Here is a 16920-nt window from a genome sequence, read left to right as displayed (position 1 = left end):
GTCCCGGACGGAACGTCCCGTGTTCATCGGCCGATCACCGCCGGCGAACCGCCCTCGTCGGTGCCCCAGACGTCCTCGTCCTCGGTGAGCCATGCGTCCCGGGCCCGGTCGCCGCTCTCCGTGGAACGGCCGTTCTGGCCCGCGCCGTTGCTGCCGGGGCCGCCCACCGGGTAGGGGGCGCTGGACGTGGTGGGCCGGGTGTAGACGACGTCCTCGTCCTCGTCCACGGAGGTCGCCCGGTTGGTCCGGCCGCGCCGGGCGGAGCCGCCCGCCGGGTCGGTGAGGACGGCCCGGGTGCGCTCGGTGTTGCCGCCCTGGCCGCCGCCCGCGCCTCCCATACCGCCGCCCATGCCTCCCATGCCGCCCATCCCCATCGGGTTGAGCGGGGTGCCGCCCGACGCGCTCTGCTCGCCGGTGGAGGCGGCGGCGACGGTGCTGGTGTCGAGGGCGTCGGAGCGCAGCGCGCCGCCGGTGTAGGGGGTGCTGTCGTAGTCGTCGTAGCCGCTGTCGAGGCTCGAATCCAGGCCGCCGCCGGACGTGTTGAGGCTGCCGCCGCCGAGTCCGCCGCTGTTGAGGCCGGTGGTGTTCAGGCCGCTGGTGTCGAGGCTGCTGCCGTTGTTCAGGCCGCTCGTGTCGATGGTACTGCCGTTGAGATTGCTGGTGTCGATCGAGGACGAGGGGAGGCCGCTGCCGTCGATGTCGGTGGTGGTCGTGTGGCCGGACGGGTCGGTGGTGGTGAGCTGGCCGGTGTCCGGGTTGAGGGTCTGGACGGAGCCGTCCGGGAACTTCGTGGTGAGCGTGCCGTCGTTGTTGAGCGTGGTGGTGGAGCCGTCCGGGTTGGTGAAGGAGTCGCCCGGGTTGAGGTGCGTGGTGGTGACGTTGCCGGAGGGGTCGGTGACGGAGACCTGACCGGTGTCCGGGTTGAGGGTCTCGGTGGAGCCGTCCGGGAAGTGGGTGGTCAGCGAGCCGTCCGAGTTGAGCTGGGCCGTCGAGCCGTCCGGGGTGGTGAAGGAGCCGGCGGTCGGGTTGAGCTGCGACAGCGAGGTGCTGCCGTCCGGGTTGAGCGTGCTGACCTGGCCGGTGGTCGGGTCGAGGGTCTGGCTCGTGCCGTCCGGGAACTTCGTGGTGAGGGTGCCGTCGCTGTTCAGGGTGGTGGTCGAGCCGTCCGGGTTGGTGATGGTGCCACCCGCGTTGAGCTGCGAGACCGAGGTGGTGCCGTCCGGGTTGGTGGTGGTGACCAGGCCGGTCGACGGGTCGATGGTCTGGGTGGAGCCGTCCGGGAACGTCGTGGTGAGCGTGCCGTCGCCGTTGAGCTGGGTGGTGCCCCCGGTCGGGGAGTTGAGCGTGGTCGAGCCGTTCTTGTCGTTGTTGTTCAGGAGCGAGGGGTTCAGCACGCTACTGGCGAGGTTGCCTAGGTCGTTGCCGGTCGAACCGTCGTTGTTCAGAAGGCTGTTGTTGTTGAGGTCGTCGAGCCCGCTGCCGACGTTGTTGAGGCTGTTGCCGAGATCGTCGTTCAGGTTGTTGAGGCTCGAATTCAGGCCGTCGCCGATGTTGTTGAGGCTGTCGTTCAGGTTGGTGTTGAGGTTCGTGCCGAGGTTGTTGAGGCCGTCGCCGAGGTTGTTGAGGTTGTCGTTCAGGCCGTCGTTGAGGTTGTTGAGGTTGTCCCCGAGATTGTTGAGGTTGTCGTTCAGGCCGTCGTTGAGGTTGTTCAGGCCGTCGCCGAGGTTGTTGAGGTTGTCCCCGAGGTTGTTCAGGCTGTTGTTGAGGTTGTCGCTGTTCTCCTTCGCCTCCTCCTCGGCGATCTCGTTCTCCTCCTTCTGGAGGACCTCGGAGAGCGTCTCGTTGTTCTTGTTCTTGACCTCTTGGGCGAAGGCGTCCTCGACATCGGCCCAGGCGTTCTTCACGGCGCTGAGCGCGTCGATGGACGGCTGCTTGAGCTTGGCGTCCGCGTGGTCCGACCAGCTCTTGACGGCGGCGTCGGCGACCTTCTGCCAGGTGGTCTTCTGGGTGAGGTCGCCGTAGTCGGGGACGTTCTGCTTGAAGTTGGCGTCGGTGGAGTAGGTCGTGCCGCCGCCGCCCTCGGTGACGTAGGTCTCCTCAAGCACGTGGTTGATGTTGTTGTTGATGACCCACTGACTGATCCCGTCGAGGATCTTCTTCACGTGGTAGTGCGGGTCGTGCTGGCCGTCGGAGGCCCAGTCGGTCCACGCGGCCTGGAGCGCGGTGACCGCGTCCTTCAGCGCCTTCTGCGCGGCGGCCAGCGCGTCGCTCAGCTTCGACTGCGGGACGGTGCCGCCGAGGGTGGTGTTGGTCGCCGTGAAGTCCCGGCCGCCCAACTGTGAGACATAGCCGTCGTAGTTGGTCTTCAGCTCGTTCAGCAGGTGCCAGAAGAGGCTGGCCGCCTTGCCCTTCCAGGCCGCCTGGTCCTCGCCGAGCGAGGTCATCCACTGGTTGACGATGTCCGAGTGGTCCTTGAAGAACTGCACGACCCGGTCGAAGGACTGCCCGGTGCGCTCGAAGGAGAGCATGTCGACGGCGTTGTCGTCGGTGACCGACAGTCCGCTGTAGGAGAAGCCCTGCGTCGAGTACGGCGAGGACAGCAGATGGTCGAGGACCAGCTTGCTGCCCGAGATGTACTGCGCCATCGGCCCGGAGTCCCACTGGACATGGGAGTACGAGCCCTCGAACGCGCCGCCGCCGGTGATCTCGCCGCCGCTCCAGAGGGTGGCGCGGCCGTTCCCGTCGACGGTGACGCCGATCATCACGATCCGCGCCTTCTTCATGTCCACGCTGCTGTGCGCGCCGTCTCCGCCGGCGTCGTAGAAGGCCAGGTCGTAGTCCTCGCCCGAGTTGACCTGCCAGCCGCCGATCGCCGAGTAGTCGGCCGCGGTCACCGCCCGGATGTCCATGCCCTGGATGTCCATCCGGAACAGTTTGAGGTCGCTGAAGTCGTCGCTGGACGAGCTGCTCAGCTTGTTGAACAGCGTCGACCGGGGCGGGATCGTGTAACCGGTGAAGTCGGTGACGGCCTGGGCGAAGTAGTCGTCCGGGTCGTAGCCGGCGGTCCCGGTGGTGCTGTCGGCCATGGGGCGGAACTCCGCTGCGGAGGAGGGGCGGGGACGGGGTGGGGGGCGCCTGGTTCAGAGGGGAGCGGGCGGACCTCGCATGGACCTCAGGAGTTCGTGGAGCCGGAGCCGCTCATGTCGCCGTCGACGGTGTCGAAGATGTCCAGCAGCTTCTCGCCGTCGATCGCGTCGAGGCTGTCGCCCTGGTTCTTCAGCAGGGTGGTGATCGTCTCGTCCAGCGCGTCGTCGATGTCGTCGAAGAGCGTCTTGTGGTCCGTGAGGATCTTGTCGAGCCCCTTCGCCTGGGTCTTGAGCGCCTCCACCAGCGTGGAGCCGCCGACCGGGTCCTTGCTGTCGCCGCCGTTCATCAGGCCGATGCGCAGGATCTTGGCGAGGCCCGCGGCGGAGCCGGCACCGGTCTCGGCGAGCAGGTTCTTCAGGGACCGGACGCCCGCCGGACTGTCCTTGCGGATGGCCAGCAGATCGCTGATGAAGTCGGCGACGTCGGTGTTCTTGAAGTTCTTCAGCGCGGTCGAGTCGAGGTGGGTCAGATCAGCCATGGGTGCCTCCGCGGGCGGATCGCGCCGGCCCGGGGTACGGCGCGGCGACGGAACGGGAAGGAGCCTGGACCGCACCGGCCGCGAGGAGGCCGGCCGGTGCGGTGGAGCCGAGCGGCTCAGCGGCCGATGGTGACCTCGGACCACATCTGGCTGAGAGAGTTCTCGCTGTACTTGTAGCTGTTGGAGATCTCGTTGAGGAGCTGCGAGTGCGAGGTCAGCAGCGTCTCCATGTTCTGGACCGCGCCGTCCCAGGCCGCCTGCTTCTGGCGGTAGGTGTCGGCGTCGTTGCCGTACCAGGTCTTGGACAGCTCGCTGAGTTCGGCTTCGAGGTTGGAGAGTGTCTGCGCGATCGCCTTGGTCTGCGCCACCATGTCGTCCGCGGCGTTCGCCATGTGGTTGTAGCTGACGTAGATGACACCGTCGGACAGGTTGTCTGCCACAGCTTGCCTCTCTTACGCGATGGGGGGATTCGTGCGTCGATGCGAGGTCAGCCGGCGAGCTGGTCGAAGGCCGACTGGGCCGCGTTGTACGCCTGGTTGATGGAGTCGTTCGAGGAACCCTGGGTCTTGTTGTGTTCCACGAGGCTCTGGTTCAGCCGGTCGATGACGTCCTCGAGGTTCTTGAGGATGACGTTGCACTGGCCGTCCCACTGCGCGAGGAGCTGGCCGTACTGGCCGCCGTCGCTGCCCTGGTAGCCGCTGCCCAGGGTGGAACGGGTGCTGTCGACGTCCTGACGGATCTTCACGATGCCGCTGAAGGCGCTCTCCAGGGCCTGGATTCCGTTCCGGGTCGAGCCTTCGCTTGACTGCTGGCCATCTCCAGCCATCGTCCCACCTTTCATGAGTCGATCTACAGTCCGAGTACAACTGAGACTAAGTTGACGGAAGTTGCGGCGGCAACGAACTGAGGAAGATCTGAGGTTGCCGTCGGGTACCCGTCAAATGGTTTTACTGCTAGGCAACTTGACCGGAACACGCGACTCCGTGGATTCCGGTTCTGGATCCGTTCCAGTTTGGCGTGAACACGATCCCGATCGGCGAGAATTCTTCAGTTCCCCGCAGTGGAGAGCGAGTTGGATCTCACACCCGACTGCGGTGCCCCGGCCCCACCGCCCGCCGGAACCTGCCCGGCGATCGCGGCCGGACCCGAACCGGTCCCGCCGGGGCCGGATGCGCCGATCCCGCACTGCGCCGCCGCGCCCGGCGCCCCCGCCGCCCCGCCCGGGTCCGACGCGGCGGCCCGGGCGCTCAGCACCGGTCCGGTCGGCAGCATCGACAGCAGTGTGGACGGCACCTTGACCGGGGTCGCACCGTCGTAGCCGAGGGCGGCGAGCGCGTTGGAGTCCGGGATGCGGTACTTCACTCCGTCGTCGCCGACCAGGAACGTGGTGTCGCCGACCGTCTCACCCGCCGCGCCCAACGCCCGGACCAGCGTGCCGTGTCCGGGCCTGGCCACCACCCGGTCCACCGGCACGCAGGCCGCGGTCAGCGCCGTCGGGTCGGCCTGCGCCACCGGGGACAGCGCGGTCTCGGCGACCCGTACCGAGGTCACCCGCACCTGCCCGCCGGCCGGGTCGACCTGGGCGCACACCGACTCCCCCGCCGCGAGCGCCAGCGCGCTGGGCGGACTGTCCGGCAGCCCGGCGACCGAGGGGTCCGTCCCCGCCGTTCCCGGTGCCTGGTGGGCCCGCAGGTCGGAGACGTCGATCGTGACGACGTTCGGCGCCCCGCCGTCGTAGGCCTCCTTGCGGGTGTCCGGATCGCCGAGGAGCAGCGCCGACTGGGTGTCGGTCACCGGGTGCAGGCCGTCCTTCTGGAGGAGGTACTCCTGGTTCCCGGAGCCCGCGACGACGCGGAAGACCTGCCCGATCCTGGTGGCCCGGCCGCCGAGTTCGGGTCCTGCCGTGCCGCGCCCGTCGACCTTCGGGGTGGCCAGGTCGGGGCCGGCCACCAGGGCGTCCAGGAAGGCCGCCGACACCGGGCGGGGCGTCACGGGCGCGTAGCCGAGGGACTCCGCCGCGCCCGAGTCCTCGTCCAGCTCCAGCCGGCTGCCCTGCCACACCAGGTAGGTGTGCTTGTCAGGGCCCTTCACCACCAGCGCCGACTTCGCGCCGACCGGGGCCGTCTCCACCGGGGCGCCCGGCACGAGGGTGGTCTGCGAGCCGGTGCCCGTCGAGCAGACCTCCCACGGCGAGGACTCCAACTCCCCTGTCGACGGTACGGAGTCGGGGGCTCCGGTGATGCCGACCGGCCGGCCGACCGGGGTGCCCGCGAGCGAGGCCGGGCCGACCGAGGTGGTCTTCAGGTCGGAGCCGCCGATCAGCACGGCCGAAGCGTAGTTGCGCACCGGGCGCAGCCTGCCGTCGGCGTACAGGTAGCGGGCGCCGGTGTCCTTGTTGACGATCAGGGTGTCGCCGCTGCGCCAGGCGTCGTTGCCGCCCGGCTTGAGCAGCCCGAACACCAGCGCCCCGCCGCAGAACAGCACACCGACGATCACCCCCACCAGGGCGCCCCGGCTGGTACGGCCCAGCGGGCTCTCCGGTGCGTCCGGGTCGGCCAGCAGCATGCCCGAGGTCAGGCGGCCCATCATGAACGTGTGCGCTTGCACCTGGTCGCGCTTCGACCGCACGCTTTCCTCCTGCTCGGTCGTTCGGGTTCTGGTCGGGTCGGCCCTCGCGGGCGGTCAGCCGAAGATGCCGCGGAGGGTGCCGAACACGCCCAGCAGCCACAGGGTCAGCGGGAACAGGGCGATCGCCAGCAGGGAGTGCAGGATCTCCGCCGCGCGGCCCCAGTACGGGACCATGCGCCGTCCCGGTACGGTCCACACCGCGACCGTGAGCGCCGCCGCCACCGCGAGCAGTCCGGCGACCAGCAGGGTCCGCTCGGTGCCGGACAGGCTCAGCCCCCAGCCGAACGCCAGGAGCAACAGGCCCCACGCGCCCGGGAGTACGAGCACCAGCCGCTGAGCCGTGTTGACCAGGCCCCGGCCGTGCAGGAGCAGGAGCAGCGACAGGACCAGCGCGACCAGCAGCGCGGGCAGGCTCGGGCGGCGGGCCAGGGCGACCAGACAGGCCGAGGAGAGGACGCCCGTCGCGCCGTACAGCGCGGTCATCCACTCGCCGGCCAGCTCGGTGCGGACCGTCACGTCAGTGCCCCGGTAGGGCTCGATGCCCTCCTGCAACTGCTCCGGTGTGGTCGGCAGCGGCGGCATCCGCATCCCGGCGAACTTGAACGACAGCGAGGGCACCAGGCCCCCGAGCAGCACGGTCAGCGCGGCGATCACCCCGGCCGCCGCCGCCACGCGCACGTCGAACACGGTCATCAGAACGCCGCCCACCGCCGTCGCGAACGCCACCAGCGCCGACGCCAGGAACAGGGGCGTACGCGCCGCGGAGGCCGCGAGAGCCAGGACCGCGCCGCCCGCCCAGGCCGCCGCCGCCCCCAACAGCCTTGCCCCCAGCACCTGGTGGGCCTGCGGACCGCTCAGCTCACCGCCCGGCACCAGCCAGCCCGCGAGCGCGAGCGCCGGTGACGCCAGCAGGCCCAGGACCACACCGGTCGCCGGATCGTCCACGGCCCGGCTCGCGGACGCGGCCCCGGCCAGGAGCAACAGGCCCGTGCCCACGGCGGTGGCCGCGCGCAGCGACGCCGGGGTGCCCGGCAGGGCCAGCAGGACCAGTCCGGCCAGTACCGCGACCGCGACCAGGCCGCGGAGCAGTCGCCGCGCCGCCTCCGGGCTCCAGCCGTGCAGCCGGTCCCGGGTGACGGCGGCGATGCCGTCGACCAGGTCGTCGAGGCGGACTTCCGGCAACGCCTCGGTGCGCGGCCGGAGATGGAGCGTCTCACCGTCGGTCAGGTCGAGGGAGGCGAGGGTCGCCTCCTCGTCGAGCGGCCGGCCGCCGAGGCGCTGGAGTATCCAGCCGTCGTGTTCGAGACCGGCCTCCTCGGCCTCCTCCCCCGCGTACCGCAGCACCGTGGGCAGCAGGTCGGCGACCGGCACGTCGGACGGCACGGCGAGGTCGATGGTGCGGGCCGGGGCCCGCACGGTCAGATGGCACAGTCCGGTCACGGAAGAGTCGGTCATACCGGGGCTCACGTCTCCTGGACATCGAAACGGGGGCACGCGGCGCGGCGTGCGGGGTGGGGGGAGAACAGGGTGGCGGGGTGGGGGCAACGGGGTGCTGGTGATGAGGGGGGTGACATGGACGTGCAGAGTTGACGGGGTGCACACTACTGACACTCCCTACGACGTGTGTCAATGGGAGCCCCCCCCCACGAACGGTGTAGACAGCATCCTCCACCGTGAAAGTGCCGAGGCCTGATCCGGTGCACGCCCCCCACGTACCGCCGCGGTGCGCGAAGTCCGTTAGGAGCCCCAAGCGTTGAGCGTGGTCCTGTTCCGCCGTCCGGCCCGCCGTCGCGGACCCGACATGCCCGCCGGCGAGTTGGTCCTCCAGGAGCCGCCGACTCTCATGGAGACCGTCCCGGACACGTCCGCGGTGTGGACGTATCTGCCGATGGCGATGATGTCGGTCTCGATGATGATGATGTTCATGCGGTCGGGCGGTCAGTCCAGCGGCATCTTCATGTACCTCGCGCTCGGCATGATGGTGATGGCCGCCGGCGCGATGATGGTCGGTCAGGTGATGCGCAAGGCAGGCGACCGCAAGCAGCGGCTGCGCGGTGAACGCCGGGACTATCTGCGCTACTTGGCGCAGAGCCGGCGTACCGTGCAGCGGGCCGTGGTCGAGCAGCAGCTCGCGCTGGCCTGGCGGCATCCCGAGCCCCGGGTGCTGCGCACCATGGTCCGCACCACTCGGCTGTGGGAACGCCGGGTCAAGGACGACGACTTCGGCGAAGTGCGGATCGCGGTCGGCGACCAGCAGCTCGCCATGCGGCTGACTCCCGTCTCCAGCAAGCCCGTCGAGGACCTCGAACCGCTGTGCGCGCACGCGTTGCGCCGTTTCATCCGCGCCTACAGCACCGTTCCCGGCCAGCCCATCGCGCTGTATCTGCGGTCCTGGTCACGGGTGTTGGTCCGCGGCGACCGGGACGCGAGCCGCGGGATGCTTCGCGCAGCGCTGGCCCAACTGGTCCTGTTCCACCCGCCGGAGGAGCTGTGGATCGCGGTCTGCGCCGCCGACGAGGTGCGCGCGGAGTGGGAGTGGGTGAAGTGGCTGCCGCACAATCACCACCCCCAGGAGACGGACGGCGCGGGGCCGTTGCGCATGGTGGCCTCGGCCTTCACCGATCTGGAGGACCAGCTCGGCAGCGAGTTCTCCGAGCGGCCCGCGTTTGACCCGGACGCGGTGCCCGGCCGGGACGAGCCGCTGGTGGTGGTCGTGGTGGACGGCGCGGCCATCCCCTCCGGCCACCGCTTCGACGGGCCCGGCTACCGCAACGCGATCGTGCTCGACCTGTCCGACTCGCTCACCTGGCGGCCCGGCCGCACCACGCTGCGTCTGGATGTGACCCCGGACACGGTCGCGCTGGTGCGCACCGACCGCAGCCGCAAGGAGCAGACCACGGTCCTGGGCCGCCCCGACCGGGTGGGTCCGGTGGCCGCCGAGTCGCTGGCCCGGCTGATCGCGCCGTACCGGATGAGTCTCTCCTCCGACGCGGTCGAACCGCTGTCGAACGACACCGAGTTGACGACCCTGCTCGGCATCGCCGACCTGCACCGGCTGGATCCCGACACGCTGTGGCGGCGGCACACCGGCTCCGGCCGGCTGCGCGTGCCCGTCGCGGTGGGCGCGGACGGGCGGCCGGTGGAGCTGGACATCAAGGAGTCCGCGCAGGGCGGCATGGGCCCGCACGGGATGCTGATCGGCGCGACCGGTTCCGGCAAGTCGGAGCTGCTGCGCACCCTGGTCCTCGGTCTCGCGCTCACGAACTCCTCCGAGACACTGAACTTCGTCCTGGTGGACTTCAAGGGCGGCGCGACCTTCCTCGGCCTCGACGAACTCCCGCACACCTCCGCCGTCATCACCAACCTCGCCGACGAGGCCGCCCTGGTGGAGCGCATGCAGGACGCGCTGCACGGAGAACTCATTCGCCGCCAGGAGCTGTTGAGGTCGGCCGGCAACTACACCTCGGCGCTGGAGTACGAGAAGGCGCGGGCCGGCGGCGTCGATCTCGCCCCGCTGCCCAGCCTGTTCGTCGTCGTCGACGAGTTCAGCGAACTCCTCGCCTCGCACCGGGAGTTCATGGAGCTGTTCGTGATGATCGGCCGCCTCGGCCGGTCGCTGGGCGTGCACCTGCTGCTGGCCTCGCAGCGCCTGGACGAGGGCCGTATGCACCAGCTGGAGTCGCACCTGTCGTACCGGATAGGTCTGCGCACGTTCTCCGCGATGGAGTCCCGGGGTGTCCTCGGTGTCCCCGACGCGTACGAACTGCCCTCCCAGCCGGGCAGCGGCTACCTCAAGAGCGGCATCGAGGCCCTCACCCGCTTCCGTGCCGCCTACGTCTCCGGCCCGTACCGCAGGCGCGGCGGTGCGGTCGCGCAGGCCCGGGTCGCCACCCAGGTGGTGCCCTGGTCGACCGGGTACATCGTGCCGCGTGCTCCGGCACCGGTCGCGATCGCGGCCCCGGAACCCGAGGCGGAGGAGAGCACCGAGAGCCTGCTCGCGGTGGCGCTCGACCGGCTGCGCGACTCCGGGCCGCCCGCGCACCGCGTGTGGCTGCCACCGCTGGACACCGCCTCCCCGCTCGACACCCTGCTCGGCGGTCTCGCCGAAGACCCGGACCGCGGTCTGACCGCGCACCGCTGGAACGGTGCCGGGAAGCTGCGGGTGCCGGTCGGTCTCGTCGACAAGCCGTTCGACCAGCGCCGCGACCCGCTCGTCGTGGACCTGGCCGGGGCGGGCGGCCATGTCGCCGTCGCGGGTGGTTCACAGAGCGGCAAGTCGACGGTGCTGCGCAGCCTCATCATGGCTCTCGCACTCACCCACACCCCGCGCGAAGTGCAGTTCTACTGCCTGGACTTCGGCGGCGGCACGCTCTCCCAGCTCACCGGGCTGCCGCACGTCGGCGGGGTCGCGGCCCGCCTCGACACCGAGCGCATCAGCCGCACGGTCGCCGAGGTCACCGCCGTCCTCACCCAGCGCGAGCAGTTCTTCCTGGACCACGGCATCGACTCGATGTCCACCTACCGGCGCCGCCGCGCGGCCGGGGAGTTCCCCGACGAGCCGCACGGCGACATCTTCCTGGTGGTCGACGGCTGGTCGGCGGTCCGGCAGAACTTCGACCAGTACATCCCGACGTTCAACCAGATCGCGACCAGCGGACTCAACTACGGCATCCACCTGATCGTCGCGACCGCCCGCTGGCTGGAGCTCACCGCCCCGGTCCGCGACCAGTCCGCGACCCGGCTGGAGCTGCGGCTCGGCGACACGATGGACTCCGTCGTCGACATCCGCAAGGCGAGCGCGGTGCCCCAGGTCCCGGGCCGTGGTCTGACCGTCGAGACGAAACTCCACTTCCTGTCCGCACTGCCCCGCGGCGACGGTTCCACCGACCCCGAGACGCTCAGCGAGGGCGTCGCGGACCTGGTGGACCGGATCGCGTCGGCCTGGCACGGGCCGCGCGCGCCGCAGGTGCGGATGCTCCCGCACCGGCTGCCCGCGGCCGAACTCGCCGAGCCGGAACTCGGCGACGGCCAGAGCCTGAAGCTGGCGCTCGGCCAGGACGAGGAGACCCTGGGCACCGTCTGGCACGACTTCTCCCGCACCCCGCACCTGGTCGCCGTCGGCGACACGGAGAGCGGCAAGACCAACCTGCTCCGGCTGGTCGCGGACTCCGTCGTCGCCCGCTACACCCCGGCCGAGGCCCGCATCCTGGTCGTCGACTACCGCCGCGGCCTGGTCGACGCGGTCCCCGAGGAGTACCGCCTCGGCCACGCGGTCGCCCTGGAGGCCCTCAAGCAACTGGTCGGCGGCTCGGCGAAGGCCCTGCGCACCCGTGTCCCGGGCCAGGAGATCACCCCGGCCCGCATGCGGCAGGCCGACTGGTGGACGGGCCCCCGCCTGTTCGTCCTCGTCGACGACTACGACATGGTCGGCGGCGGCACGGTCATGGACCACCCCTTCGCCCCGCTCTTCGAACACCTCGCCCTGGGGCACGAGTTGGGCCTGCACGTGGTGGTAGCCCGCTCGGCGACGGGCGCGGGCCGCGGCCTGAACGACCAGCTCCTGCGCCGCCTCGACGAGGTCAACACCCCCGGCGTCCTGATGTCCTGCTCCCCGTCCGAGGGCTACGTCTTCGGCAACGTCAAGCCCCGGGTCCTCCCCCCTGGCCGGGCCCTCCACATCGTCCGCCGAAAGCCGTCGCTGATCCAGACGGCGTTGGCGGCGGGGGCGGAGGAGGCATAACAGGCAGGCGGAGCCGACCGAAGCGGGGCCACACGGGCTCCGCCCCGGTCACTCGGCTCTCCGTGGCAGCACTGGCGGCCGACTCTCCGTAGCAGCCCCGGCGGCCGGCTCGCCGGGGCACCTCGGGCACCCGGGCCTCAGCAGCTCCAGGTCCCCCGGCCGTCCGCCCCGCCCACGCCGCGAATCCCCGTCGGCAAAGCCAGCCAACAGCCGTGCGCAGGGCGCTCGTTCGACGCCCCGCGGTCCGCGTGTGCGACCCGGGAGCATCCGGCGGTCAGCCCTCCGTGGGTCCAGGCCCCCCGACCCCCGCCGTGACCGCCGTAGCCGTATCAGGCATGCTGCCCGGAGCCTCCGGGCCTTCCGGTGCCGCCGCGCCGCCCGGCCTCGACGGGCGCCAGCCCAGTCGGCGGCCCCGCGGCAGAACCAGACCCAGCCACACCACCGCGATGATCACGGCGAGGCCCGCCGACGCGGGCCACAGGGCACGGCGGAGAGGTCCGGCGGCCTTGTCGGCCGGGAGGTGGACCGGGGAGGCGGGGGCGGCGACGGCCGGTGCCGAAGCGCCGGTCAGGACCGACGTGACGGCCGCGTACGGGTCGAGGCGGGGTACGTCGGCCGGGTACGCGGAGCTGCGCAGCAGGCTCGCGGTCTGGGCGGCCGTCAGGTCCGGGTGGACGGAGCGCACCAGCGCTGCCGCCCCGGCCACGAATCCGGCGGCCAGCGACGCCCCGGAGCCGATGTAGTGGCCGTTCTTCGCGGGGCCGATGCCGACCACCCCGTCACCAGGGGCCGCGATCACCGCACTGTCGGTGGTGTACGCGCCGGTCGGCCGCTTGCCGTCCACGTCGACGTCGAGGACGGAGAGCACTCCGTCGTCGGCGGCCGGGTAGTAGTCGCGGGCGGGCGGGCTGTCCGTCGCCGAGGTCGCCGTCGCCGGGGTGTCCGGTACGGCGGCGGCGATCACCAGGACGTCCTTCTTCGCGGCCAGCGCGACGGCCGAGCGCAGCGTGGGGGTGTCGGCCGCGAGCGCAGCCGACACCGTCACCACCTTCGCCCCGCCGTCCACGGCGGCCCGGATGCCGTCCGCGACCCGCTCGGCGGTGACCGCCCCGCGCGCGTCGCTGCCGCGCACCGCGAGGATCCGCGCCTGCTGTGCCACCCCCGCGAACCGCACCCCGTCCGCTACGGCCGCGCCGATCAGCCCTGCCACGAAGGTGCCGTGTCCCACGCAGTCGGTCCCGGCGTCGCCGACCGCCGTGACCCGGCCCTTGAGCGCGGGCGCGGAGTCCGAGACCCCGGTGTCGACCACGCCGACGGTCACCCCGGCGCCCGAGGCGAACGGCCAGGTCCGGGTGAGCTGCAGCGAGACCTGTTCCCACGGCAGGTCGGTGGCGCGGACCGACGATCCCGCCGTACAGGCCGCGCCGGAGTCCAACCGCGTGGAAAGGACGGGGAGTCGGACCGTGTTCCCGGCCGCCGCGGCGGACCCGGCGCCGAGCGCACTCGCGGAAGTGGTCAGCAGCAGCGCCAGAGCGGCGGCGACCTTGCCGTGTGGAGTCGTCATGCCCGGGCCGCCCCGCTGGAGGAGGGAGAGGTGGGTACCGGATCCGCGAGGTCCTCCGGGAGGAGCAGGCGCAGATCGTCGAGGCTGGGGACGGCCAGTCGGCTGAGCCGGCCCGCCTGGCGGGTCATCATCCGCTCCAGCACCTGACGAGCGGTGCGCGCGTTGCCGAAGGACCGGTCGCGGGGCAGCGCGTCGAAGTGCTGCCGCAGTACCGGGCCGAGCCCGGCCGCACACTCGTAACCGAGCTGTACGGCGTGCTCGCGGACGATGGTGACGAGTTCGTCGGAGGAGTAGTCGGCGAACTCCACCCGGCGCGAGAAGCGGGAGGACAGGCCCGGGTTGGAGGCGAGGAACGTCTCCATCTCCTGGGTGTAGCCCGCGACGATGACGACCACCTTGTCTCGGTGGTCCTCCATCAGCTTCAGCAGGGTGTCCACGGCCTCCCGGCCGAAGTCGGAGCCGGATGCCTCGCGCGGAGTGAGGGTGTACGCCTCGTCGATGAACAGGACGCCACCCAGGGCTCGTTCGAAGACATCCCAGGTCAACTGCGCGGTGTGGCCGACGTATCGGCCGACGAGGTCGGCGCGGGACACTTCGACGAGCTGGCCGCGCGGCAACACGCCCAGGGAGGCGAGGAGTTCGCCGTAGAGACGGGCCACGGTGGTCTTGCCGGTGCCGGGCGGGCCGGTGAAGACGAGGTGGTGGCTGAGGCGGGGCACGGGGAGTCCGGCGGCCTCGCGCTGCTTGGCCGTGGACACCAGGTTGACGAGGTCGGTGACGTCCCGCTTGACCGCGTGGAGTCCGACCAGTGCGTCCAGCCTGCTGAGCGCGTCGTCGCCGGGGTCGACGGCGTTCGGGCCGTCGGCGGCCTGGCGGGCGGCCTCCTCGCTGATGTCCTGCGGCAGCAGCAGCGAGAGGTCCTGCTCGGTGACGTCGGTGAGCGCGGACAGCCGTACGGCCTGCCGGTCCACCATCTCCTCGAACACCTGCCGTGCGGCACGGCCGTTGCCGAACCCGGCGTCCTTCGGCATGCGCTCGAAGTGCACCGCGAGCGCGTGGCGGGTCTCGTCGGCGAGCGCGTACTGGTGGCGTACGCACATGCTCTCCATGATCTCCACCAGCTCGGGCACGGAGTAGTTCTCGAACTCGACGGTCCGTGAGAAGCGGGACCCCAGACCGGGGTTGGAGCCGAGGAAGCTGCGCATCTCGTCGGAGTAGCCCGCCACCACGACCACCACGTCCTCGCGGTGGTCCTCCATCAGCTTCAGCAGCGTGTCCACGGCCTCGCGCCCGAAGTCGGCGCCGGAGCCACGGGAGTCGGAGGTGAGGGTGTACGCCTCGTCGACGAACAGGACACCGCCCAGGGCCCGTTCGAAGGCCTCCGTGGTCTTGATGGCGGTGCCGCCGATGACCTGGGCGACCAGGTCGGCGCGGGAGACCTCGACGAGGTGTCCGGAGCGCAGGGCGCCCAGCTCGGCGAGGATCGTGCCGTAGAGGCGGGCCACCGTGGTCTTGCCGGTGCCGGGCGGGCCCGCGAAGACCAGGTGGCGGCTCATCGGCGGTGCGGACATGCCAAGTTGGGCGCGGCGCGCGGCCAGCTGGGTGAGGTTGACGAGGGTGCGGACCTGTTCCTTGACGTTGTCGAGGCCGATCAGGCCTTCCAGTGCGGCCATCGGTCCGTCCGGGCGGCCAGGGCCCTCCGACTCCGGTACGGTGCCCGCCGGATCGGTGCCCTCGGCCTCGCCGAAGCCCCAGGCGTCGCGGGACTCGTTGCCGGTGCTGGTGAGGTTCTCCACCGCGAGCCGACCGCCGGCCTTGGCCTGCACGAGGCCGCCGCCCTTGTTGTCGCGGACCGTGCAGCCCACGACCGAGACCGGTGCCTCCGACTCGACGCGGATGCCGTCACGGTCGTTGCCGGCCGCCTCACAGCCGTTCAGGGAGGCCCGGCCGCCGTCGCGAACCAGGAAGCCATGTTCGGCACAGGCGGCGGTCCGCACCCGGTTCGCCGTCAACTCGCCGCCGGTGTCCACGAGTACACCGCAGCCGCCGGCCGAGACCAGCTCGCCGTCGCGGAGCGCGGCCGTGCCCTCGCCACCGATCTCCAGTCCCGCGCCGCCGGGGCTGTTGACCCGGAATCCGGCGAGATAGACGTTACCGCCGGCCGCGATCTCCGCGCCCACGCCGCCCGGTGCCTCCACCGTGCAGTCCTCGACCCGGCCGCGTCCGCCGTCGCGCACCGAGACCCCGGAGCCGCCCGCGCCGGTGATCCGGGCGCGCCGCACCAGCGGGTTGGCGTTGCCGCGGATCACCACACCGGCGCCCTTGACGTCGATGATCTCCACGCGCTCCAGCTCGGCCGCCGCGTCCTCTTCGAGCAGGACGCCGTCCGATTCGCCGTCCCGGACGGTCAGCGAGGTCAGCGTGGGCGAGGAGGCACCGGCCACCCGCAGCGCCGCCGTCTGGGCGCCGGTCAGCCAGCAGTCCTCGTAGGTGCCGCGCGAACGGTCCGTCACCAGCAGGCCGTTGCCCGTGGTGCGGGCTGTGCGGCAGCGGCGCAGCACCGGGTCGCTGCCGTGCGAGACGATGATGCCCGGGCCGCTGGCGCCGGTGACCCGCACCTCCTCCAGCTCGCAGCGGGCGGCGCTGGTCACATGCACACCGATGGAGGTGTCACGGATCACGGTCCGCAGCACCCGGATCGCGCTGCGCTCCTCAAGTGCCAGTGACGGCTTGTCCGTCGAGGCGAGATCACAGTCTTCCACGGAGCCCTGCGCGTCGCCGTTGGCGAGCACGCCGTTGCCGCGCGCGTCCCGGATCGTGCAGCCGCGCAGGGTGGCCCGGCCGCGCTCGCCGATCACCACACCGCTGGTGCCGAGGTGTTCGAGGGTGCAGGACTCCAGCGAACTCTCGGTCGGCGACGTGACGACGACCCCGGCGCCGGTGCGGTTGGAGACCCGGCACTCACGCATCGCCAACGAGCCGGAGTTGCGGGCCAGTACGGTCGTCCACGAGGCGCCGGACAGATCGCAGCCCTGCATCGCGACCTGCCCGTGCGAGGCGTCCACAGCGGGCAGTTCCTCGTCGTGCCCCTGTACCACCAGGTCGGTGAGCATCACCGCGTCCGCCCGGAGCGAGATGACGGTTCCCTTGCGGGGGGCCAACCGGACGGTGCCGCGCGACTGTTCGGCGACGATGGTCACCCGGGTGGTGACGACGAGGTTCTCCTCGTACGTCCCCGGGCGCACACTCAGCACCGCCCCGCCGCGCGCCCTGGCCAGGGCCTCTCCGATCGTCCGGGCGTCCCCGGTGCCCTCCGGACAGACCGTCAGTACCTGGCGCACTCAGCTGACCTCCTCGTGTCGG

General features: G+C 71.3%; 9 protein-coding genes. 1 reads left to right on the top strand and 8 read right to left on the bottom strand.

Features of this window, described 5'->3' with window-relative positions; all coding sequences use genetic code 11:
- Positions 1–23: 23 nt before the first annotated feature.
- The 6 genes from ABZ887_RS25970 to eccD all read right to left on the bottom strand — a co-directional run bounded on the left by ABZ887_RS25970 (position 24) and on the right by eccD (position 7708).
- On the bottom strand, positions 24–3086 hold the full coding sequence (locus ABZ887_RS25970) for an AAWKG family protein (protein ID WP_361293470.1): 3063 nt from the start codon (positions 3084–3086) through the stop codon (positions 24–26).
- Positions 3087–3172: 86 nt separating this feature from the next.
- Positions 3173–3625, bottom strand: coding sequence for a type VII secretion system-associated protein (locus tag ABZ887_RS25965; protein WP_361293467.1), 453 nt, complete (start codon positions 3623–3625; stop codon positions 3173–3175).
- Between the two features lie 116 nt (positions 3626–3741).
- On the bottom strand, positions 3742–4065 hold the full coding sequence (locus ABZ887_RS25960) for a WXG100 family type VII secretion target (RefSeq protein WP_361293464.1): 324 nt from the start codon (positions 4063–4065) through the stop codon (positions 3742–3744).
- Between the two features lie 47 nt (positions 4066–4112).
- Complete coding sequence (locus ABZ887_RS25955; protein WP_033285066.1) at positions 4113–4451, bottom strand: hypothetical protein; 339 nt, start codon at positions 4449–4451, stop codon at positions 4113–4115.
- A gap of 221 nt (positions 4452–4672) precedes the next feature.
- Positions 4673–6253, bottom strand: coding sequence for a type VII secretion protein EccB (eccB, locus tag ABZ887_RS25950; protein ID WP_361293461.1), 1581 nt, complete (start codon positions 6251–6253; stop codon positions 4673–4675).
- Between the two features lie 54 nt (positions 6254–6307).
- Complete coding sequence (eccD, locus tag ABZ887_RS25945; RefSeq protein ID WP_361293458.1) at positions 6308–7708, bottom strand: type VII secretion integral membrane protein EccD; 1401 nt, start codon at positions 7706–7708, stop codon at positions 6308–6310.
- A 346-nt stretch (positions 7709–8054) separates the two neighbouring features.
- Here eccD and eccCa point away from each other — a divergent pair, with 346 nt between their 5' ends.
- A complete protein-coding gene (gene eccCa, locus ABZ887_RS25940) occupies positions 8055–11993 on the top strand; it encodes a type VII secretion protein EccCa (RefSeq protein WP_361293714.1) in 3939 nt (1312 codons plus the stop codon).
- A 274-nt stretch (positions 11994–12267) separates the two neighbouring features.
- Here the strand turns inward: eccCa and ABZ887_RS25935 are convergent, their stop codons facing one another.
- A complete protein-coding gene (locus ABZ887_RS25935) occupies positions 12268–13557 on the bottom strand; it encodes a S8 family serine peptidase (RefSeq protein ID WP_361293455.1) in 1290 nt (429 codons plus the stop codon).
- Positions 13554–16898, bottom strand: a complete 3345-nt coding sequence (locus tag ABZ887_RS25930) for a right-handed parallel beta-helix repeat-containing protein (protein ID WP_361293452.1) — start codon at positions 16896–16898, stop codon at positions 13554–13556. The genes ABZ887_RS25935 and ABZ887_RS25930 overlap by 4 nt, the downstream gene beginning before the upstream one ends.
- Positions 16899–16920: the final 22 nt, after the last annotated feature.

The organism is Streptomyces sp. NPDC047061 (assembly GCF_040643955.1).
Lineage (GTDB): Bacteria > Actinomycetota > Actinomycetes > Streptomycetales > Streptomycetaceae > Streptomyces.
Note: the sequence above shows the minus strand (reverse complement) of the source record. Positions and strands in the feature narration are given on the sequence as shown.

Coding starts and splice junctions, on each gene's coding strand:
- eccD (WP_361293458.1), bottom strand. CDS start 7,708: ATGACCGACTCTTCCGTGACCGGACTGTGCCATCTGACCGTGCGGGCC.
- ABZ887_RS25970 (WP_361293470.1), bottom strand. CDS start 3,086: ATGGCCGACAGCACCACCGGGACCGCCGGCTACGACCCGGACGACTAC.
- eccCa (WP_361293714.1), top strand. CDS start 8,055: ATGCCCGCCGGCGAGTTGGTCCTCCAGGAGCCGCCGACTCTCATGGAG.
- ABZ887_RS25955 (WP_033285066.1), bottom strand. CDS start 4,451: ATGGCTGGAGATGGCCAGCAGTCAAGCGAAGGCTCGACCCGGAACGGA.
- ABZ887_RS25965 (WP_361293467.1), bottom strand. CDS start 3,625: ATGGCTGATCTGACCCACCTCGACTCGACCGCGCTGAAGAACTTCAAG.
- ABZ887_RS25935 (WP_361293455.1), bottom strand. CDS start 13,557: ATGACGACTCCACACGGCAAGGTCGCCGCCGCTCTGGCGCTGCTGCTG.